This is a genomic window from Butyrivibrio sp. INlla21 (genome assembly GCF_900116875.1).
GTDB lineage: Bacteria > Bacillota > Clostridia > Lachnospirales > Lachnospiraceae > Butyrivibrio.
Window position 1 is genome coordinate 136,178 of the sequence record NZ_FPCC01000007.1, and the last position, 18,236, is coordinate 154,413.

The window sequence follows — 18,236 nt, forward strand, 5'->3', positions numbered from 1 at the left end:
TCAAGGAAAAACATATGAACACAAAACTATTGTTCCACGACATGACCTTGGATTATTTAAGGCCTGCCGAACCGGATAAAAACAGAACAACGGATATCAGATTTCGCTGCGCCGCGGGAGATGCCGAAGAGATAACTCTTGTACTTCGTAAAGAGAGATACAAGATGAAGCTTTCCGAGACGGCGGATGATTTTGATTATTATGATGTTTCCATTAGTGCGGGAACAGAACCGATAGATTATTATTTTGAGATCAGAGGAAAAGACGGAAGCTTTTATCGCTATGATAAGAGAGGTGTTGTAAATGATATCATGGACAGCATGCTCTTTAGAGTATATCCGGGCTTTATGACTCCCAAGTGGGCCAAGGGCGCCGTTATGTACCAGATTTTTGTTGAGAGATTCAACAACGGCGATAAGAGTAATGATGTTCTTACCAATGAATATTCTTATAACGGCAAGAACGTTGTGCACGAAGATAAGTGGGAGGCATATCCAGACGCGGAGCATGATTATGCCAAGTTCTACGGAGGCGACCTTCAGGGCGTTATAGATAAGCTTGATTATCTTAAGGACCTCGGAATAGAGGCGATTTATTTCAATCCTCTTTTTGTATCTCCTTCGAGCCATAAATACGATATTCAGGACTACGACCATATCGATCCTCACTTTGGAGTGATCGTTGAAGATGGCGGAGAAGTTCTTGATAAGCATGACATGGATAATACTCATGCGACCAAATATATAAGCAGAGTAACAAGTAAGAAGAATTTAGAAGCAAGTGATGAGCTTTTTGCCAAGCTTGTAAAAGAGGCGCATGCAAGAAAGATCAAGATAATCCTTGACGGAGTGTTCAATCACTGCGGCTCGTTTAATAAGTGGCTCGATAAAGAGCGCATATATGAGAATAAAAAAGGTTATGAAAAGGGCGCATATATCGATGAGAGCAGCCCGTATCATGATTACTTTTCATTTAACGGCGGAAGCTGGCCCAACAACGGCGATTATGACGGATGGTGGGGCTACGATACGCTTCCCAAGCTTAATTACGAGGGCTCAAGAGAGCTCGAAGACTATATTCTCAGCATAGGAAGAAAATGGGTGTCCGCACCTTATAACGCAGACGGCTGGCGCCTTGACGTGGCAGCAGACCTTGGACATTCTCCGGAGTATAATCATCATTTCTGGAAGAGATTCAGAGAAGAGGTGAAAAAAGCCAATCCTAATGCCATCATCATAGCTGAACAATACGGTCCCTCAAGAGATTGGATGATGGGCGATGAGTGGGATACAGTCATGAACTACGATGCGTTCATGGAGCCCGTGACTTGGTTTCTTACCGGAATGGACAAGCACAGCGACAAGTTTATGCCGATAAGAGTAGGTAACGCCAGAGAATTTTTTGACACCATGTTATATGCGGGAGGCGAGAATTTCAGCATGCCTTCTTTATATACAGCGATGAATCAGCTCTCCAACCACGACCATTCAAGATTCCTTACAAGGACCAGTCAGAAGGTCGGAAGGAGCAATACGCTCATGGCTTCATCCGCCGATACAGGTATCAGCAAGCCCGTTATGAGAGAGGCTGTAATGATACAGATGACATGGCCGGGTTCACCGACTTTATACTACGGCGACGAGGCAGGACTTTGCGGATTTACGGATCCTGACAATAGAAGAACATATCCTTGGGGAAAAGAGGATATGGAGATGCTTGAATTCCACAAGCAGATGATAAAAATTCACAAGAGCTGTTCGGAACTTAAGCTTGGATCTATAAAAGAGCTATATGCCGATACCAACTTCATTGCATACGGACGATTCAACAGAGCGGCTGTATCTATCGTGATCATTAACAACAACGATTTTGAAGTGACTAAAGAGATAGATATTACTCCTACGGGAATGCCCGCCGATGCTGCGCTTTCCAACATGATCCGGACAGACAGTTTGGGCTTCATTGTCGGATCGGGCCAGGAGAGGGCTAAAGACGGCATTCTTACGGTGACGTTATCCAGAAAGTCAGGAGCGGTGCTTAGGTACGACAGCACATCGCCTGTAACATCAGAAGAATTCTGGGCTGACAACTTCATCGAATTTGACTGATTGTGAAAGGTTTAACTTTATTTTTGGCGACGGTCAGTATATAATAGTCTTAGTCGTTTATTCGGGCACAGGAACGTAAAATAAGTGTGTCCACAAAAATAAATAAATTTAATAAGGAGAAAAACTATGTTAGTATCCGCAAAAGACATGCTTGTAAAAGCAAAAGAAGGTCACTACGCAGTAGGACAGTTCAACATCAACAACCTTGAGTGGACAAAGTCAGTTCTTTTAACAGCTCAGGAGCTTAATTCACCCGTTATCCTCGGTGTATCTGAGGGTGCAGGTAAGTATATGACAGGCTTCAGCACAGTAGCTGCTATGGTTAGAGAGATGGACAAGAACCTTGGAATCACTGTTCCCGTAGCTCTTCACTTAGACCACGGTACATATGACGGATGTTACAAGTGCATCCAGGCAGGATTCACATCAATCATGTTTGATGGTTCACACTATGACATCGAAGAGAACGTTGCTAAGACATCAGAGCTCGTTAACGTTTCTCATCAGCTTGGTCTTTCAATCGAGGCTGAGGTTGGTTCAATCGGCGGCGAGGAAGACGGCGTAGTAGGAATGGGTGAGTGTGCTGATCCTGAGGAGTGCAAGAGAATTGCTGATCTCGGCGTAGATATGCTCGCTGCAGGTATCGGTAACATCCATGGTAAGTATCCTGAGGGATGGCCGGGCCTTAGATTCGACGTTCTTGATGCTATTCAGCAGAAGACTGGTGTTATGCCTCTCGTTCTTCACGGTGGTACAGGTATCCCTGCAGACATGATCAAGAAGGCAATCACACTTGGTGTTTCCAAGATCAACGTTAATACAGAGTGCCAGCTTTCATTCGCTGATGCAACACGTAAGTATGTTGAAGCAGGTAAGGATCTTGAAGGTAAGGGATTTGACCCTCGTAAGCTTCTTGCTCCCGGTGCTGAGGCTATCAAGGCTACAGTTAAGGAGAAGATGGAACTCTTCGGATCAGTTGGAAAGGCTTGATCTTACTAAGAATTATTACAGCAGGCGAAGCCCACAGCTTCGCCTGTTTTTCCATTTAAGGGGGAAAAGTACGTGAACAACGAATTGACCAGAAAAGATATAGAGGACATGGAAAGAGAGATCGAACATCGCAAGGTGGTTGTCAGAAAAGAGCTCCTTGAACATGTCAAAGAAGCCAGAGCGCAGGGCGATCTTTCCGAAAATTTTGAATACTACGCAGCCAAGAAGGCAAAAAATCAGAATGAGAGCAGAATAAGATTCCTTGAAAGGATGATAAAAACTGCCAAAGTTATAGACGACAACAGCAAGGAAGACCAGGTCGGAATGAACAAATCCGTTACCGTGGTACTTGATGAAGATAAATCTGAAGAGACTTATAAGATAGTCACGACCATGAGACAGAACTCACTAAAAGGTCTTATAAGTATAGAGTCTCCGCTTGGTAAACAATTGCTTGGACATAGGGTAGGAGACCATGTTACTATTAAAGTAAGCGATGATTTTAGTTACGGTGTAACGATAAAAAATATCGAAAATACTGGACTGACAGACGACGATAAGATAAGGGATTTTTAAGCAGTATTTCCGGATAGGAGGTATCTATGCATGTATTCCAGCCGGTTAACCCGGAAGACATCGAAAACGGCCCGTATCGATTTGTTGGTGAGAAGATAATAATAACCTCACTTAAGGGCGGGAAGGTCAATGCAGTAGCCGCTGAATGGGGCGGTGTAGGCTATGTTTGGAACAGAAGAGTCACCTTTATATTTGTCAGGAAGAGTAGGTACACAAGAGAATGTCTTGATGAATCAGGAGAGTATTCTATAAGCTTTATGGATCAGGAGGCATACAGAGGAGCGCTTAAATATCTTGGCCTGGTATCGGGCAGGGATGAGGATAAGCTTGCGGGGGCAAGACTTAACGTCAATTATGACGACGGAATTCCATTTATCGATGAAGCAAGGGAAGTCATAACCTGTAAGGTCATCTACAAGCAGGAATTTGACAAAGAATGTTTTGTTGATAAAGAAATAATAGAAAAGCTGTATAAAGACGAAGATTATCATATTCTTTATACGGGAGAAGTAAATAAGATATTGTTGAGATAATACTTTGAGCTTATCTTATGAGGGAAGTATGAGGCGCAGTAAGTTATCCTATATCTTAGTATGTATCTTGACGTTATTGCTTGTTTTTTCGGGGGGACTATGCGGCTGCGGCGAAGCAGACATAAACCAAGATGGTTCCGGTTCCGACGGAATGAGCAAAACAATTTCGTCAACGGGCAAGGAAGACAATGCCGAGAATGGGCAGTCTGGAAGTACGCTTACGGATAAATCCGGAGGCGTTATTCGGATTGCGTGTTGGCAGAAAGAACCTTACCTTATCAATCTTAAGGCGTATCTCGCCGAAACATTTCCGGAATATACCATCCAATTTGAATATATCCAGAGGGATAATTATGAATCTGTGATAGATTCGCAGCTCTCATACAACGGAGCAGCGGATATTATCTTTGTTACGCAGAAGATGACAAGCAAATATGCAAGAGCGGGATATCTTGTACCGGTTACCGATGCGTGTTACTCGTTTGACGGGGAAGCCAGATATGCGTTTGCTTTCAGGGATAGTATTTACGCCGTACCTAGCGTGAGTATTTATGAATGTTTCTACTACAACAAAGATCTGTATGAAGAATACGGTCTGACGATGCCGACGTCATACGATAGTTTTCTGGGTATATGTGATTACATCAACAGATTCAGATCCGGAAGAGCCATTTCTTCGGGGCTTAAGGACGGAGAGCGTCTTTCGAATTGTGCGCTGGCTCTATTGGCAGACGGATATTTCAATACCCCGGAGGGACGTTCTTTTGGGTTAAGGATTAGTAACGGAAATGCCTCTTTTTATGAAGAACTGTATCCGTACCTTACAGACTGGGAAAAGATGATCGATCACAATGCGTTGTCTTCCGACTTATATCTATTCGATATGGATGCGGCGATCCATGAATTTGCGGAAGGAAAGAGCGTTTTTCTTGTTGCGGGACCGGAAGATTACAACTATATAAAGTCGCTTTGTCCGAAAATGAACATCGGAACGATGCCTTACGGAAGTACAAGCGGAAACATACCGGTTATTGTAGGCGGCTGTGACACGGGAATAGCGGTCAATAAGTACGGCGAGCATACGGAGGAATCGGTAAGGATAGTAAAGGCTCTTGCAAGCTACGACGGTCAAAAGGCGCTTTGGAGAGACAGTCCGGGAAGCAAGACATATCTTACGGATGTGGATTTCGGTGTGCCAAAAGAGTTTGATGAGATAAAAGACGTATTGGATAATTTTATGTTTTTTCCCTATAACGACTGGGGAGACAACAGCAGAGAAGTGAAAGTTGCGTTTGGAGAGGAGCTTCAACAGGTTCTTCTGAAAAAAGAAAACTTGGAAGAAGCAATGAAAAAACTTGATATAAAAGTACAAGCCATAGCAAGCGGAAGAGAATAGACGGGACATTCATATGGAAAAAGAGACGAAGAAAAGCAGGCTTCACAGTATAAAAGCGCAGATGAGGATCATATTCGCGACCCTCATTGTCATTCCTATTGCCATTTTGGGAATATATGCATATATAGTTTCCAGCAATAATCTAAAAGCCCAGACGCAGGCAGCCATGCAGGGCAGTATCGATGTTATTTCCTACGGAATAGAAAACAACGCCCAAAGAGAGACCGATGTGATCAAGTTCTTTTCATATGAAGAGGGCTTTAGAAGGGCGCTTGATTATGCGGACGCAGATCCATATACACTTACGGAGCAGCTAAAGGGCAATATCGAGCCGCTTATCTGGTATTACAGAAGCAGTGATGAGAGTATAGACGACATCACTATCTACTCCGAAAAGATTCCGAGAGATTCGATCGGCGATTTCCTAAAAAGACCCACAACAAGCAATGAACAGGATTGGTATACGCGCTGTAAGAATCAAAAGGGTGCGCAGTGGGTCACTGACAGAAACGGCAACGTATATATCATCAATTCCCTTCTTGATGCCGAGACAACATCAAAAGTGATCGGAATGGTTGTTCTTAAGATCAATAAAGAACATTTCTTTTCCGTTGCTACGCAGAGCGCGTATCTTGATAACGGAATCCTGATCGTCGGAGACAACAAGGAGATCATTTCTCAAAAAAAGCTCAAGGACGAAGCGCTTGATAAGAAGATCACGCAGGATATCTTCAAGGGAAAAGGTGAAGATAACCGAGATTTTATCGAAGGTCGCAACTATTTCCTCATGAAAGACGAAAGTCTGAACAATATATGGAAGCTGTACTACTATGTGGACAGAAACGAGCTTGTTGCGGACGTTTTTGTCCTTTTGGAGAGCGACTTTATCATCGCGATAGTTCTTTTTATCCTGGGTTATCTTGCGGCTTCCGTATTCTCTAACTGGCTGTGCTCAAGAATCGAGAACCTGAATGTTATCGCCGAGGATATCAAGCGCGGAGATTTTGAGATCGGAATAGAAGATAAAGGTAAGGATGAGATCCATCAGCTATACGACTCCATGAGCGACATGGCTATGCAGCTAAAGCATATGATGAGCGAGATCAACTCCCGTAATGAAAGGGATCTTTTGAAAAAAGAGAACGATATTCATTACAGAGAGTGGTTGTTTGATTACGTGGTTGAAAAGAACAACGATATTCTTGCGATCATAACTGAAAAGACTTTCTCCGCAGAGTTCATAACCGCCAATGCGGAGGCAATTCTGGGTGTTCCGCTTAAAGAGCTTAAGGAAGATATCAGAGTTCTTACAAAGGCCCAGTGCGAGGGCGAAGAAGAAAGACTCGGAGCGATACTCGAAAGATGCTTTAAGACAACAAGAGCCGAGCTTATTGACGAGATCAGATTTGAAAATCTTAATACCGGTGAACTTTTGTATTACAGAGGTGCCGTTGTTTGTACAATAGACGACAAGGGAAGAAGACTTGCCGTTGCGCTCTATGACAGAACGCAGGAGATAAAGCGTAACCATCAGCTTCAGGAAGCGCTCAGCGCCGCAGAGACAGCAAACAAAGCAAAGACGAACTTCCTTGCGAACATGTCGCATGATTTCAGAACACCTATGAATGCGATCATAGGATTTAATCTCCTTCTCGACAAGCATTACGATGAGCCCGATAAGGTACGCGAATATACGAATAAGATAACTCTTGCGTCGCAGAACCTTCTTACACTTCTTAACGATGTTCTCGATATGAGTAAGATCGAGAGCGGAAGGACGACGCTTTATAACAAAGAAATGGCACTTGGTCTTTTGCTTGAGGAGATCAATTCTGTCATCATGTTCCAGGCAAAGGCCAAGAACCTTGAGTATGTCGTTAAAGTAACGGATATGGAGCACGACATATTTATAGGTGATAAGCAGAAGATAAATGAAATACTTATAAATGTTCTTGGAAATGCGGTAAAATATACTCCTGAGGGCGGAAGAATAGAATTTACGATCAATGAATCACCGTCGACCTCAGAGGGATTCCAGAACGTCAAGTTCACGATAAAAGACACCGGAATCGGCATGAAGCCCGAATATAAGGATAAGATATTTGAGGCGTTCTCAAGAGAAGATAAAGATACGATAAGAGGAATCCAGGGAACAGGACTTGGACTTGCCATAACCAAGAACCTTGTAGACCTTATGGGCGGAACCATAAGAGTTGAGAGTGAAGAGGGCAAGGGAAGTACATTCATTATCAACTTAAGACTTCAGGTGGTTGATGCAGTCGACGTTGATTTCTGGAAAAAACACGGAATTGAGCGTGTGATGTTCATTGATGCCAACCACAATGAATGCGAGCAGCTTTCAAGTATACTTAACAATGACGGAGTTGAAGTTATCGAGTCGCCGACCGGCTTTGGCGCGATCCATCTTTTGGATGTTTATCAGGCGGACAACAAGCCTGTTGATATGATAATAGTCGATCAGAAGGTTCAAATAATGACTGCACCCGAGATCGTCAGAAACATTAGGATGAAGGATAAGCGAAACAACAACATCCTTATCATAGTCATGGCTGATGATTACAGTGCAATAGAAGATGAAGCAAGGGCAGCAGGCGCAAATGAGCTTGTTCAAAAGCCTCTCTTCATATCGAGTCTCAAGCAGACCATTGACGATCTTGCAAAGAGATCTAAGGAAAGTGCAAAAGAAGAGACCAAAAAACCTCTTGCCGGAATTAAGATTCTTGCGGCGGAGGATAATGATATCAACGCTGATATTCTTACAGAGCTTATGAACATGGAAGGCGCTAGCGTTACAAGGGCAGAAAACGGAAAAGAAGCTGTCAGAATGTTTAAGGAGTCTAAGGAAGGCGACTACGATCTGATACTTATGGATATCCAGATGCCTGTCATGAACGGTTACGAGGCAGCCGTTGCCATAAGAAATATAGGAACCGATTATGCCAAGAATCTGCCTATTATAGCCATGACTGCAAATGCCTATGCCGATGATGTGCAGAAGTCCCTTGATGCGGGCATGAACGCACATATTGCCAAACCTATAGATATAAATATAGTTGAAAAGACAATACTTGAATTCCATAACAATAACACAACCAAGGAGGACACAAATGATAGGAATTAAGAAGGTTACAGAGGATATTTTTTGGATAGGCGGAAGCGACAGAAGGCTGGAGCGCTTTGAGAATATTTTTCCTATTCCCGAGGGAGTATCTTACAACAGTTATTATGTAGCGGATGAAAAGAATGTGGTGTTTGATACAGCGGATGTTACCGTTGCGGATCAGTATATTGAGAACCTGCAGGAGGCGCTTTCAGGTAAAAAGCTTGATTATCTTGTGGTTCTTCATATGGAGCCCGACCACTGTGCGCTTATAAGCAGAGTTGCAAGTCTTTATCCAGATGTAACGGTTGTCGGATCGGCCAAGACCTTTGAGTTTATGGGACAGTTTTTTCCGGAATCCGCAGAGTATAAAAAGCTAGAGGTAAAAGAAGGAGATACATTATCTACAGGTAAGCATACGTTTAGTTTTGTTGCGGCTCCCATGGTTCACTGGCCTGAGGTTTTGATGGCGTATGACGATATGTCAAAGGCTCTTTTTTCCGCAGATGCATTCGGAACCTTCGGAGCGCTTGACGGTGGAATATTTGCCGACGAATATGATTATGACAGCGATTTCCTTGATTCTTCCAGAAGATATTATTCCAATATCGTGGGAAAGTACGGAATGCAGGTGCAGGCAGTTCTTAAGAAAGCAGCAGGACTTGATATTCAAATGTTCCTTTCATTGCACGGTCCCGTGTGGAGAAAAGATCTTTCATATCTTCTTGAAAAATATCAGAAGTGGAGCACCTGGACACCAGAGACTGATGATATTCTCGTAGTATACGGAAGTTTGTACGGACATACAGCAAGTGCGGCAGAAGCAGTTGCTTCCAAGATGAGAGAAAAAACAGGAAAGACCGTAAGAGTGTATGATGCTTCCGGCACAGATGTTTCTTATCTTATCGGAGAAGTATGGAAGTGCGCCAAAGTAGTTATTATGTGCCCTACATACAACGGCGGAATTTATCCCCCGGTAGAAGCATTTATAAACGACATGATCGCACTCGGAGTTCAGAATCGTACTTTTGCTCTTGCTCAGAACGGAACGTGGGCACCTGTTACCGCCAAGCTTATGTCGGATAAACTTGCTCTTCTTAAGAGCATAAATATTCTTGAGAAAACACTTACCATAAAGAGCGCTCTTCATGCCAAAGACATGGTTGAGGTTGAAGCATTTGCCGAGGCTGTTGCAAATTGAGGTCATAAAGTATAAACTCAATAAAGTACTAGTTTTTTTAGGAAAATAACGATTCGGAGGAAAGTTGTGAGTAAGAATAATTTAATGAAAAAAGTGCTTGGAATCGTGATGACAGCGGTTACAGTGATGACGGCGGTTCTTAGCTATGATTCTTTTATAGGGGAAGGCACACAGGTTATTGCGGCAGGCAGACCTGTAAACATTGATTCATGTACAATTTCCGGAGGTCAGGTTGTAGTTAACGTATCGACAGCTTCGGCTCCCGGTTCGGATGACGGAAAGTATTATCTTTTCGCAGATGAAGTATATCAGGATGGTACAACTGGTAAGGTTGTGGCTTCTGCAGACAGAGGCGGTAAGGCAACATTTTCTTTTGACCTGGGACTTGGAACAGAGAATTCAAATCTCAGCAAGAAGTTCCTTGTTGCAGTAAAGAGCGGCGGATCTTACGTTCAGGTAAGTGATGAGCATTACATCACCAATCCCGAGGCGGTTGCGACCAAGACTGTAGGACGTAACGATCACGGTATGAAGGGTATCCTTCCCAATGATGCCAATGCAGATACATTCAAGGATCTCGGCATTGCACAGATGGTATATAACCTTTACATGGGAGATATCGTAGGACCTTCATCCAATCCCGCATATCCCACAACAGAGTTTTCATATGACGGTAAGACATACCAGTTCAACACTGCTGCTCTTCAGCAGTACGACGGATTTGTAAGATGGTGCTCGATCAATAATTTCCAGCTTACACTTACTATCTTAAATAACAAGACATCAGCCGGTGCAGATTTGATCCATCCTCTTTCAAGGGATTCTCACGTTTGTCCCGGATATGCAATGAATACCAAGGAGGACGGCGGCACACAGCACCTTAAGGCTATTGCAGCTTTCCTTGCCGACAGATATTCAGGCGGAGCTTTCGGAACTGTTGATAACTGGGTAATCGGTAACGAGATCAACGCAAGAACCGAGTGGTATTACATGAACTCAACCAATATTGAGCTCAATGTCAGCGAGTACGTTAAGGCGTTCAGAATCTTCTACAACGGAATCAAGAGCGTTAACGGCAATGCAAGAGTTTATAACTCTATCGATCAGGAGTGGAACAGAAAGTCCAATCCCGGATGCTTCCTTGCAAAAGAGTATCTCGATAGATTTAACTACTACATGAACCGTGAGGGTAACGTTGACTGGTCACTTTCAGTTCATCCTTACAATGCACCTTTGTTTGATCCTTATGCATGGAAACAGCAGGCTGAGTATGTTAATACATCACTTGCAACTCCTTACATTACGATTGAGAACATCTATCTTTTGACAGATTATATGTGTAAGCCTGAGTTCCTTAATCCTGCAGGTCAGGTAAGACAGATCTCACTTTCGGAGATCGGATATACTTCAAGCTTTGGCGAGGATGCGCAGCTTGCATCTATCGTATATGCTTACACAATGGCCAAGAGCAATCCTTACATCACAAGCTTCATTCTCTTTAGAGAGACTGACGATGCTCACGAGATGGAGAGCCATATCGCACAGGGTCTTAAGAACATTGACGGAAGCAAGAAGATGTCCTATGACGCTTACAAGTTTATGGACACAAATCAGGCAGGAACATACAAGGCAAAAGCATCTCAGATCATCGGACAGGATGTGGATGCAATGGTGGCAAACAGAACATTCCTTAAGAGAAACGGCTGGTTTTTGAACGATTAAGAATGAAGAACTCAAGAGAGAAAGAATTAGAAACTTTAAATAAAATAACGAGCATGCAAAAAGATCTTCTTGGAAGTTTGTACGGAGATTTCTTTTCACCGGCACCTTCCAAGGAGCCTGCGGCTCCGGCGAAGAAGGTTACAACAAGTAATTCAGGTTCGGCGGCGATCGGCGCAGGTACTACGGCAGAATCTACCGGTGAGAAAGATCCGATAGACAATGCCAACGAAGCCTTGGCTGAAGCTAAGGCTCTTTTTGCTAATGATGAAAATGCAAGGAAGGTCGAAGAGAAAAAGAAGGCGGAGCCCGAAGAGGATCCGATGGAGACTCTCGATAAGCTGATTGGTCTTGATACTATCAAATCCGATGTAAAAGAGCTTACGGCTTTCGTCAAAGTACAGAAGCAAAGAAAAGAACAGGGACTTAAATCTGTTCCGGTTTCTCTTCACCTTGTTTTTACGGGTAATCCCGGAACGGGTAAGACGACTGTTGCAAGAATAATCGCCAAGATCTACAAGCAGATCGGGGTTCTTTCCAAGGGACAGCTTGTAGAGGTGGATCGCTCCGGACTTGTGGCTGGCTATGTCGGACAGACCGCTATCAAGACGCAGGAGCAGATCAAGAAGGCTATGGGCGGCGTGCTCTTTGTCGACGAAGCATATTCCCTTGCGCAGAAGGATGATGCATTCGGACAGGAAGCGATCGATACGATTCTTAAGGCGATGGAAGATAACAGAGACGACCTTGTTGTTATCGTAGCCGGATATACGAACCCTATGAAGAAATTCATAAATTCCAATCCCGGTCTTAAGTCGAGGTTCAATAAGTATATTGAGTTCCCCGATTACAGCGTGGATGAGCTTGAGCAGATCTTTAATATGAACTGTGACAAGTATGACTACAAGGTTGAGGATGACGTTAAGCATCAGATAAGAGCGCTTATCACTTCCAAGAAGATGGGAAGTATCGATAACTTTGCCAACGCAAGAGAGATAAGAAACCTCTTTGAGGAGATCATTACAAACCAGGCAAGGCGTGTTGCTACACTTGAGAATCCGACCAATGAGGATATGATGACTATCTGTCTCGAGGATCTTAAAGACCTTGTAGGAAAAGAGAACAAGGAAGCGCCCGCGGAAGAAAGCGAAGCCCAAGAGGGTATTGAAAAATAATTATATCGCTGATATAATCAGATTTGCTGTCGGGTTTGTTTCCGGCAGCACTACGGAATGTGGCTCAGTTTGGTAGAGCGCTGCGTTCGGGACGCAGAGGCCGCAGGTTCGAATCCTGTCATTCCGACTTTTTTAATTAATCAAAAGAATAATGACTCTTACAAAACCGTAAGATAACCATGTGATGGCTTTGTATGAAATGGATGCGGATCATGTGACTGCTTGGAGTAAAGGCGGTGCAACCGATATCAGCAATTGCACTATGCTATGTAAGACACATAATAGATCTAAAGGAAATAAATAATCCTCACGGTGAGGAAAAGGAGAGAGAAGCCCTTAATCGAGCTTCTCTTTTTTACTTTATAGGAAATTGCTCCGCAATCTCCTATAAAGTGAAAAACAAGCTTCGCTTGAAGATGTGTCTCGCCGGCAGAAGAATATAGTTTGCCATTGGCAAACTGGACTAAGGCAACCTCCCGACAAGCGGGACCCTCCTTAGTCTTAGCTCGCACTGCGGGAGTTTCGCACAGCGAAACTCTATCTTGTTTACATCCTTGACAAGAAAAAAATCCTATGATATAACATACTATGACAGTCGTAGTATAGAAATCTGAATATGTTATATTGATAGGAGAGAGATAAATGAAGAAGATAATAGGCCGTGTCACAGGTGTTATTTTGGCAGGGATTGTCCTGTTTATTACTATATTTGCTTCTTATCAGCATTTAAAAATGTATGGTGAGGCTAAGCAGCTTAGAGAAGAGGGGTATGGAAACCTTGTTTCAGTAGGTGACTATTCTCTTAATGTATATAAGTGTGGAAAAGAGCATGGTGACCATAGAATTGTTTGTTTGGCAGGATTCCTTGATGGTGAAGCTTTCCTTGGTTGGAGAGGAATGACAAAAGAAGTTGAAAAGAATAATGAATTGTATTTTGTCGATAGAGCAGGCTATGGCTTGAGCGAGGATACAAAAAACGATATGACTGTAGAATATGTTGTAGAGGACTACCGCAAGGCTCTTAAGAAGGCCGGTGTGCAAGCGCCTTACGTACTTGTTGGTCATTCATTAGGTGGCATATACTCAGCTTATTGGGAGAGCCATTATCCAAATGAGATTGAAGGAGTGGTAATCTTGGATGGCGTACCTATTTATCCAATTGAAAAGGATCAATATGGTGATTGGGATTTCTTCCCGGATTGGATGCATACAGCAGGAAAATTTGGTCTGATTAGAGCTTTTATTAAAACTGTTTGTAACGAAGATGACGCTGAAGATGGTGGTACCTTTGCTCTTATTGATGAAGGACATAGAGAAATAGCATGGGGCATGATAGCAAAGTCGATGGGCTCTAATGCTTGCAATTCAGAAGAAAAGCTATTTGGAGACAACATCAGAAAGACTTGGGATACCTTAGAAAAGAATGATATACCTAAAATATATGTTGCAGCAACTACCTATGACATAGACTACGAGGGCTCTGATATATATACACCATTCATGGACAAGCTAGGGAATTGCCAAAAGATAGATTGCCCAGGGTGGCATGAAATATACCTTGATAAACCAAAGGAATGCTCAGATATCCTGATGAATTTCATGGACCAAATTCAATGAAAAACAAGGCTAGCCAAAGTTACGGCTAGCCTATTTTTTAACCCTTAAGATAAAACAGTATACTTGCAAAATCCCCAGCTTCTCCTAATTCTGAAGAGGAGATTACAATGCCGGCTTCGGTCAATTCATCGCCGTACGCAATAAGTTCATAGTGGGTGCCATTTATATGGTAAGAGATGAGGAAATGTAAGCCAATTCAAAGGCAACGCATTTCCTTTTTTGTTATTTTTGTATCATCAAATGACACACATGTATAAAACAACTGAAGGGAAGGACAGAAAAATGAAAGTATTAAAGGTATTAAAAAAGATCGGAAAGGTTTTACTTATTATTGTTTTGGTGATCAGCATGCTCCTTGTTGTTGGGCTTAACTACAAGACAGTTCTTGCAAGCCATAAGAATAAAGATGTTATTGAACTTGCTAAGTCAATGGATGATATCAATGTACCCGATAACGTTAAGATCTTCGGACTTGGCGAAGCAAGCCACGGAGCGGTTGAGTTTCAGGAATCCAAGCTTGATGTGCTTAAGATCCTTGTAGAGAAACACGGATTTAAGGCTATCGTTCTGGAAGCGGATTTTGGCGATTGCCTTGAGGCAAATGCGTATATTCAAGGCGGCGAGGGAGACGCAAGAGAAATAGTAAACAAGATGTCTTTTGTAATTTACCATACACAGCAGATGGCAGATCTTCTTGACTGGATGAGAGAGTATAATCAGTCGGTTCCTGAAGAAGAGTGCCTTAGAATATATGGCTTTGATATGCAGAACCCTGATAAGGGATATGCATTCCTCTCTGATTACATGGATAAGAATGGCATCAGTGGAATCGATGTTTCCGGAATTGAATATCTTTTGGATGAAAACAGACAGGCGAGGTTAAACAAAGAACAGGCGCAGAAGGTAAAGGATGAGCTTTCGCAGATCAGAGAAGCGATTGAAAGCAAAGCAGGAAATGATTTTGACTTTGATACAACTTGTGCAGTAAAAGTTACACAGAACATAGAAGTGACTGTTGATTATATGATGTTTGAAGGCATTAATGCTGAAATGTCAGCATTCAGAGATAGGGCCATGGCGGGAAATGTTAGCTGGATCTTAGACCTTGAAAAAGAAATCGGCTCAGGTAAGATTATGCTCGCCGCACATAACGGACATATCGGCAAAAAAGGGCATAATATTACTTTAATTACTACTATGGGAAATGAGCTGAAGAACAAGTACGGTGATTCATATTACAGCCTCGGAACAGATTTCTTTAAGGGAACATTTAATTCAAGTGTTATAAGAACATCTGTAGATGATCCTTATATGCGTAAGAACTACTATGTAACAACGGCAGATCCTATGGCATATCAGGCTAAGTACATGGAGGATAAAAAGTTCTATTTGGATTTTGAAAATCTTTCAGCTGAAAATGACAAGGCTGTTTATGATCTCGTTCATTCAAATGTGACAACAGGAAGTGTGGGAGAAGGCTTCTATGGATTAGGTTATCTTATACATGCTTCCTACCGTATAAATATCGCACCTACGGAGCTTTATGACGGAATGCTTTTCTACTACAGCATTTCACCTATCGACCCCGAGTTTGAGGCCTAATGGTAGTATTTTAGAGATTGTTAAGCACGCCGAAATAATATGTTTACAAATTGCGACAAATGGTGTAAAATGTCCTCATCTAACGCAGATTAGGAGGAAAAATAATGAAGAAACATGTAAATATATTATTAGGGATCACAATTTTATCAGCACTTCTGTGTGCCTGTGGGGATACAAGTGAGGATATAGACAATAGCATTTCAACTGAGAATACAGAGGCAGCAGTTACATCAGATGAGAAAACCGAGGTCGAAGTTTCTTTGACTGAAAGCACAACTGAAGCTACTTCAACAGATGTTTCCGGTGAAGCTAACGCTGATAGTTCGTTTACCTTTTTTGAGCTTAAATATGATGAGGAAAAGCAGGTAGACCTTGGTGGAGACGGCAAGATGGATACGCTGATGGCAACGGGTTCGGATGACACACATTATGATCTTGTCATCAACGATCAGACCATCGAGCTCATTAACAGAGATACCAATAATGACTGGGAAATGGCAACTTCTTATTATGTACATAATTCAGAAGGCGATTTCATTATGAGCGAACTCAACGATCCTTTAAACGGATGGGAGACCACATTATATATGTGGAACAATGATTCATTTGAGAAGATTGGCTCTGAGCCATTGGGGATAATGAAGGATGATAATTTCCAAGCGGAGATCTTTGGAGATAAGGTCGTACTTTTTGATTCAATAAGTGTTCTTAGTACTTGGAGAGGAACCAAAGACTTTACCTACGGCAAAGACGGATTCATTGCTAAAGACGAGAAATACTTCTACGCAGGAGATAAGGTGGCTCTTACTCTTAAGCAGGACGTAGCTTTTGACGACGACTATGAAGTCGGTGAAGCTGCAAGAACCGCAGCTGCGGGTGATACTATCTACATCAGCTGTATGATTCAAGACCGTGTAGGCTTTACTTCCGAAAACGGAGATTTTCTTGGATACCTTACAGTTACTCAGACTGACAGCGGAGAATACGAGGTTAACGGAGTAAATGAATATGAAATGTTCGACAACATATTATATGCAGGCTGATAAAAACTACGGATCATGATATGTACCCTCTTTACCGGATTATCGGTAAAGAGGGTTTTTAATGTAATATAATGATCATGGGTAAAAAAAGTCGAGAATCAAAAGCATACTTTTAGATATTATTAGCTCACAAGGAGATGAGCGGATGGACGAACAAAGAAAGGCAGTACGCAAGATGCAGGATTACATAAGTGAACACATAACGGAAGAGATAGACATAACAGCTCTTGCGAAAGCTGTTTCTTTTTCTCCGTGGTATGCCAGAAAGCTTTTTATCAAATACCTGGGCATGACGCCGGCTGTTTATATAAGGCGCCTTAAGTTATCAAAGTCAGCGCTTTGCCTAAGAGATGAAAAGAATCTCATTCTGGATATCGCTATGGAAATGGGCTTTGGAAGCGTCGATGGATATCAGCGCGCATTTAGACGTGAATTCGGTTGTAATCCAAAGGAATATGCGACAAGTCCTGTACCTATCTGGCTCTTTACTCCCAGTCTGATCATGGAAAAGGAAAGGAATGTGAGCGAAATGAGTGAAACAAGAAATGTTTTTATCCAAGTGGTCGAAAGACCTGAGAGAAAAGTTATCATAAAAAGAGGCATCAAAGCCACAGAGTATTGGAGCTACTGTAAGGAAGTCGGCTGTGATGTATGGGGGCTTCTTACAAGTATTAAGTCCATAACGGGAGAACCTGTTTGTCTCTGGCTTTCCAAGCAGCTTATCAAGCCCGGAACGAGCGAGTATGTTCAGGGAGTGGAAGTAGAACCCACATACAAAGGCTGTGTACCGGAGGGCTTTGAGGTTATCGATCTTCCCAAGACTTCATATCTTCTTTTCAGGGGAGAACCGTTTGCTGAAGAAAATTATGAGCAGGCGATCGGAGAGATCTGGGATGCAGAGAAGAAATATAACCCTGAATTTATAGGATATAAATGGGATGACAATAATCCCAGGATCCAGCTCGAGCCTATAGGCGAGAGGGGTTATATAGAACTGGTACCGGTGAAAGAGGTTTAAGACGACGGATATAAAAAACCGAGGCATTATGCTATGCCTCGGTTCAGACTGTAGACAAAGTCCACGGCAAATGCTGTGGATTTTTCTTTTAAAAAGTGTCACAAGCCCTGTATTTATCTGGGATTGAGGCACTTTTT

General features: G+C 42.6%; 14 protein-coding genes and 1 tRNA gene. All 15 read left to right on the forward strand.

Annotated elements, in window-relative coordinates:
• The first annotated feature begins 14 nt into the window (after nt 1-14).
• The 15 genes from BM377_RS06045 to BM377_RS06115 all read left to right on the forward strand — a co-directional run bounded on the left by BM377_RS06045 (nt 15) and on the right by BM377_RS06115 (nt 18,099).
• Nucleotides 15-2,108, forward strand: coding sequence for a glycoside hydrolase family 13 protein (locus BM377_RS06045; RefSeq protein ID WP_092245265.1), 2,094 nt, complete (start codon nt 15-17; stop codon nt 2,106-2,108).
• A 126-nt stretch (nt 2,109-2,234) separates the two neighbouring features.
• Nucleotides 2,235-3,098, forward strand: a complete 864-nt coding sequence (gene fba / locus BM377_RS06050) for a class II fructose-1,6-bisphosphate aldolase (RefSeq protein WP_092245267.1) — start codon at nt 2,235-2,237, stop codon at nt 3,096-3,098.
• Between the two features lie 72 nt (nt 3,099-3,170).
• Entirely contained in the window at nt 3,171-3,674 is a 504-nt protein-coding gene (locus BM377_RS06055; RefSeq protein WP_092245269.1) for a GreA/GreB family elongation factor, read from the forward strand.
• Between the two features lie 26 nt (nt 3,675-3,700).
• Entirely contained in the window at nt 3,701-4,207 is a 507-nt protein-coding gene (locus BM377_RS06060) for a flavin reductase (RefSeq protein WP_092245272.1), read from the forward strand.
• Nucleotides 4,208-4,235: 28 nt separating this feature from the next.
• A complete protein-coding gene (locus BM377_RS06065) occupies nt 4,236-5,603 on the forward strand; it encodes an ABC transporter substrate-binding protein (RefSeq protein ID WP_092245277.1) in 1,368 nt (455 codons plus the stop codon).
• A gap of 13 nt (nt 5,604-5,616) precedes the next feature.
• Complete coding sequence (locus BM377_RS06070; RefSeq protein ID WP_092245280.1) at nt 5,617-8,745, forward strand: hybrid sensor histidine kinase/response regulator; 3,129 nt, start codon at nt 5,617-5,619, stop codon at nt 8,743-8,745.
• A complete protein-coding gene (locus BM377_RS06075) occupies nt 8,732-9,925 on the forward strand; it encodes an FprA family A-type flavoprotein (protein WP_092245283.1) in 1,194 nt (397 codons plus the stop codon). The genes BM377_RS06070 and BM377_RS06075 overlap by 14 nt, the downstream gene beginning before the upstream one ends.
• Before the next feature lie 66 nt (nt 9,926-9,991).
• Nucleotides 9,992-11,647: a DUF5722 domain-containing protein gene (locus BM377_RS06080; protein WP_143104471.1), complete on the forward strand. Its 1,656-nt coding sequence runs from the start codon at nt 9,992-9,994 to the stop codon at nt 11,645-11,647.
• A gap of 2 nt (nt 11,648-11,649) precedes the next feature.
• Nucleotides 11,650-12,819, forward strand: a complete 1,170-nt coding sequence (locus tag BM377_RS06085) for an AAA family ATPase (RefSeq protein ID WP_092245289.1) — start codon at nt 11,650-11,652, stop codon at nt 12,817-12,819.
• Nucleotides 12,820-12,872: 53 nt separating this feature from the next.
• Nucleotides 12,873-12,946: transfer RNA gene (locus tag BM377_RS06090), tRNA-Pro, on the forward strand.
• Between the two features lie 72 nt (nt 12,947-13,018).
• On the forward strand, nt 13,019-13,123 hold the full coding sequence (locus BM377_RS16720) for an HNH endonuclease (RefSeq protein ID WP_242948106.1): 105 nt from the start codon (nt 13,019-13,021) through the stop codon (nt 13,121-13,123).
• Between the two features lie 338 nt (nt 13,124-13,461).
• On the forward strand, nt 13,462-14,436 hold the full coding sequence (locus tag BM377_RS06100; protein ID WP_092245294.1) for an alpha/beta fold hydrolase: 975 nt from the start codon (nt 13,462-13,464) through the stop codon (nt 14,434-14,436).
• Between the two features lie 282 nt (nt 14,437-14,718).
• The gene (locus tag BM377_RS06105; protein ID WP_177223814.1) at nt 14,719-16,038 is read left to right on the forward strand and encodes an erythromycin esterase family protein; all 1,320 of its coding nucleotides are present in this window, start codon (nt 14,719-14,721) and stop codon (nt 16,036-16,038) included.
• A 104-nt stretch (nt 16,039-16,142) separates the two neighbouring features.
• The gene (locus tag BM377_RS06110) at nt 16,143-17,081 is read left to right on the forward strand and encodes a hypothetical protein (RefSeq protein WP_092245300.1); all 939 of its coding nucleotides are present in this window, start codon (nt 16,143-16,145) and stop codon (nt 17,079-17,081) included.
• Between the two features lie 145 nt (nt 17,082-17,226).
• Complete coding sequence (locus tag BM377_RS06115) at nt 17,227-18,099, forward strand: AraC family transcriptional regulator (protein ID WP_092245303.1); 873 nt, start codon at nt 17,227-17,229, stop codon at nt 18,097-18,099.
• The last annotated feature ends 137 nt before the right edge of the window (nt 18,100-18,236 follow it).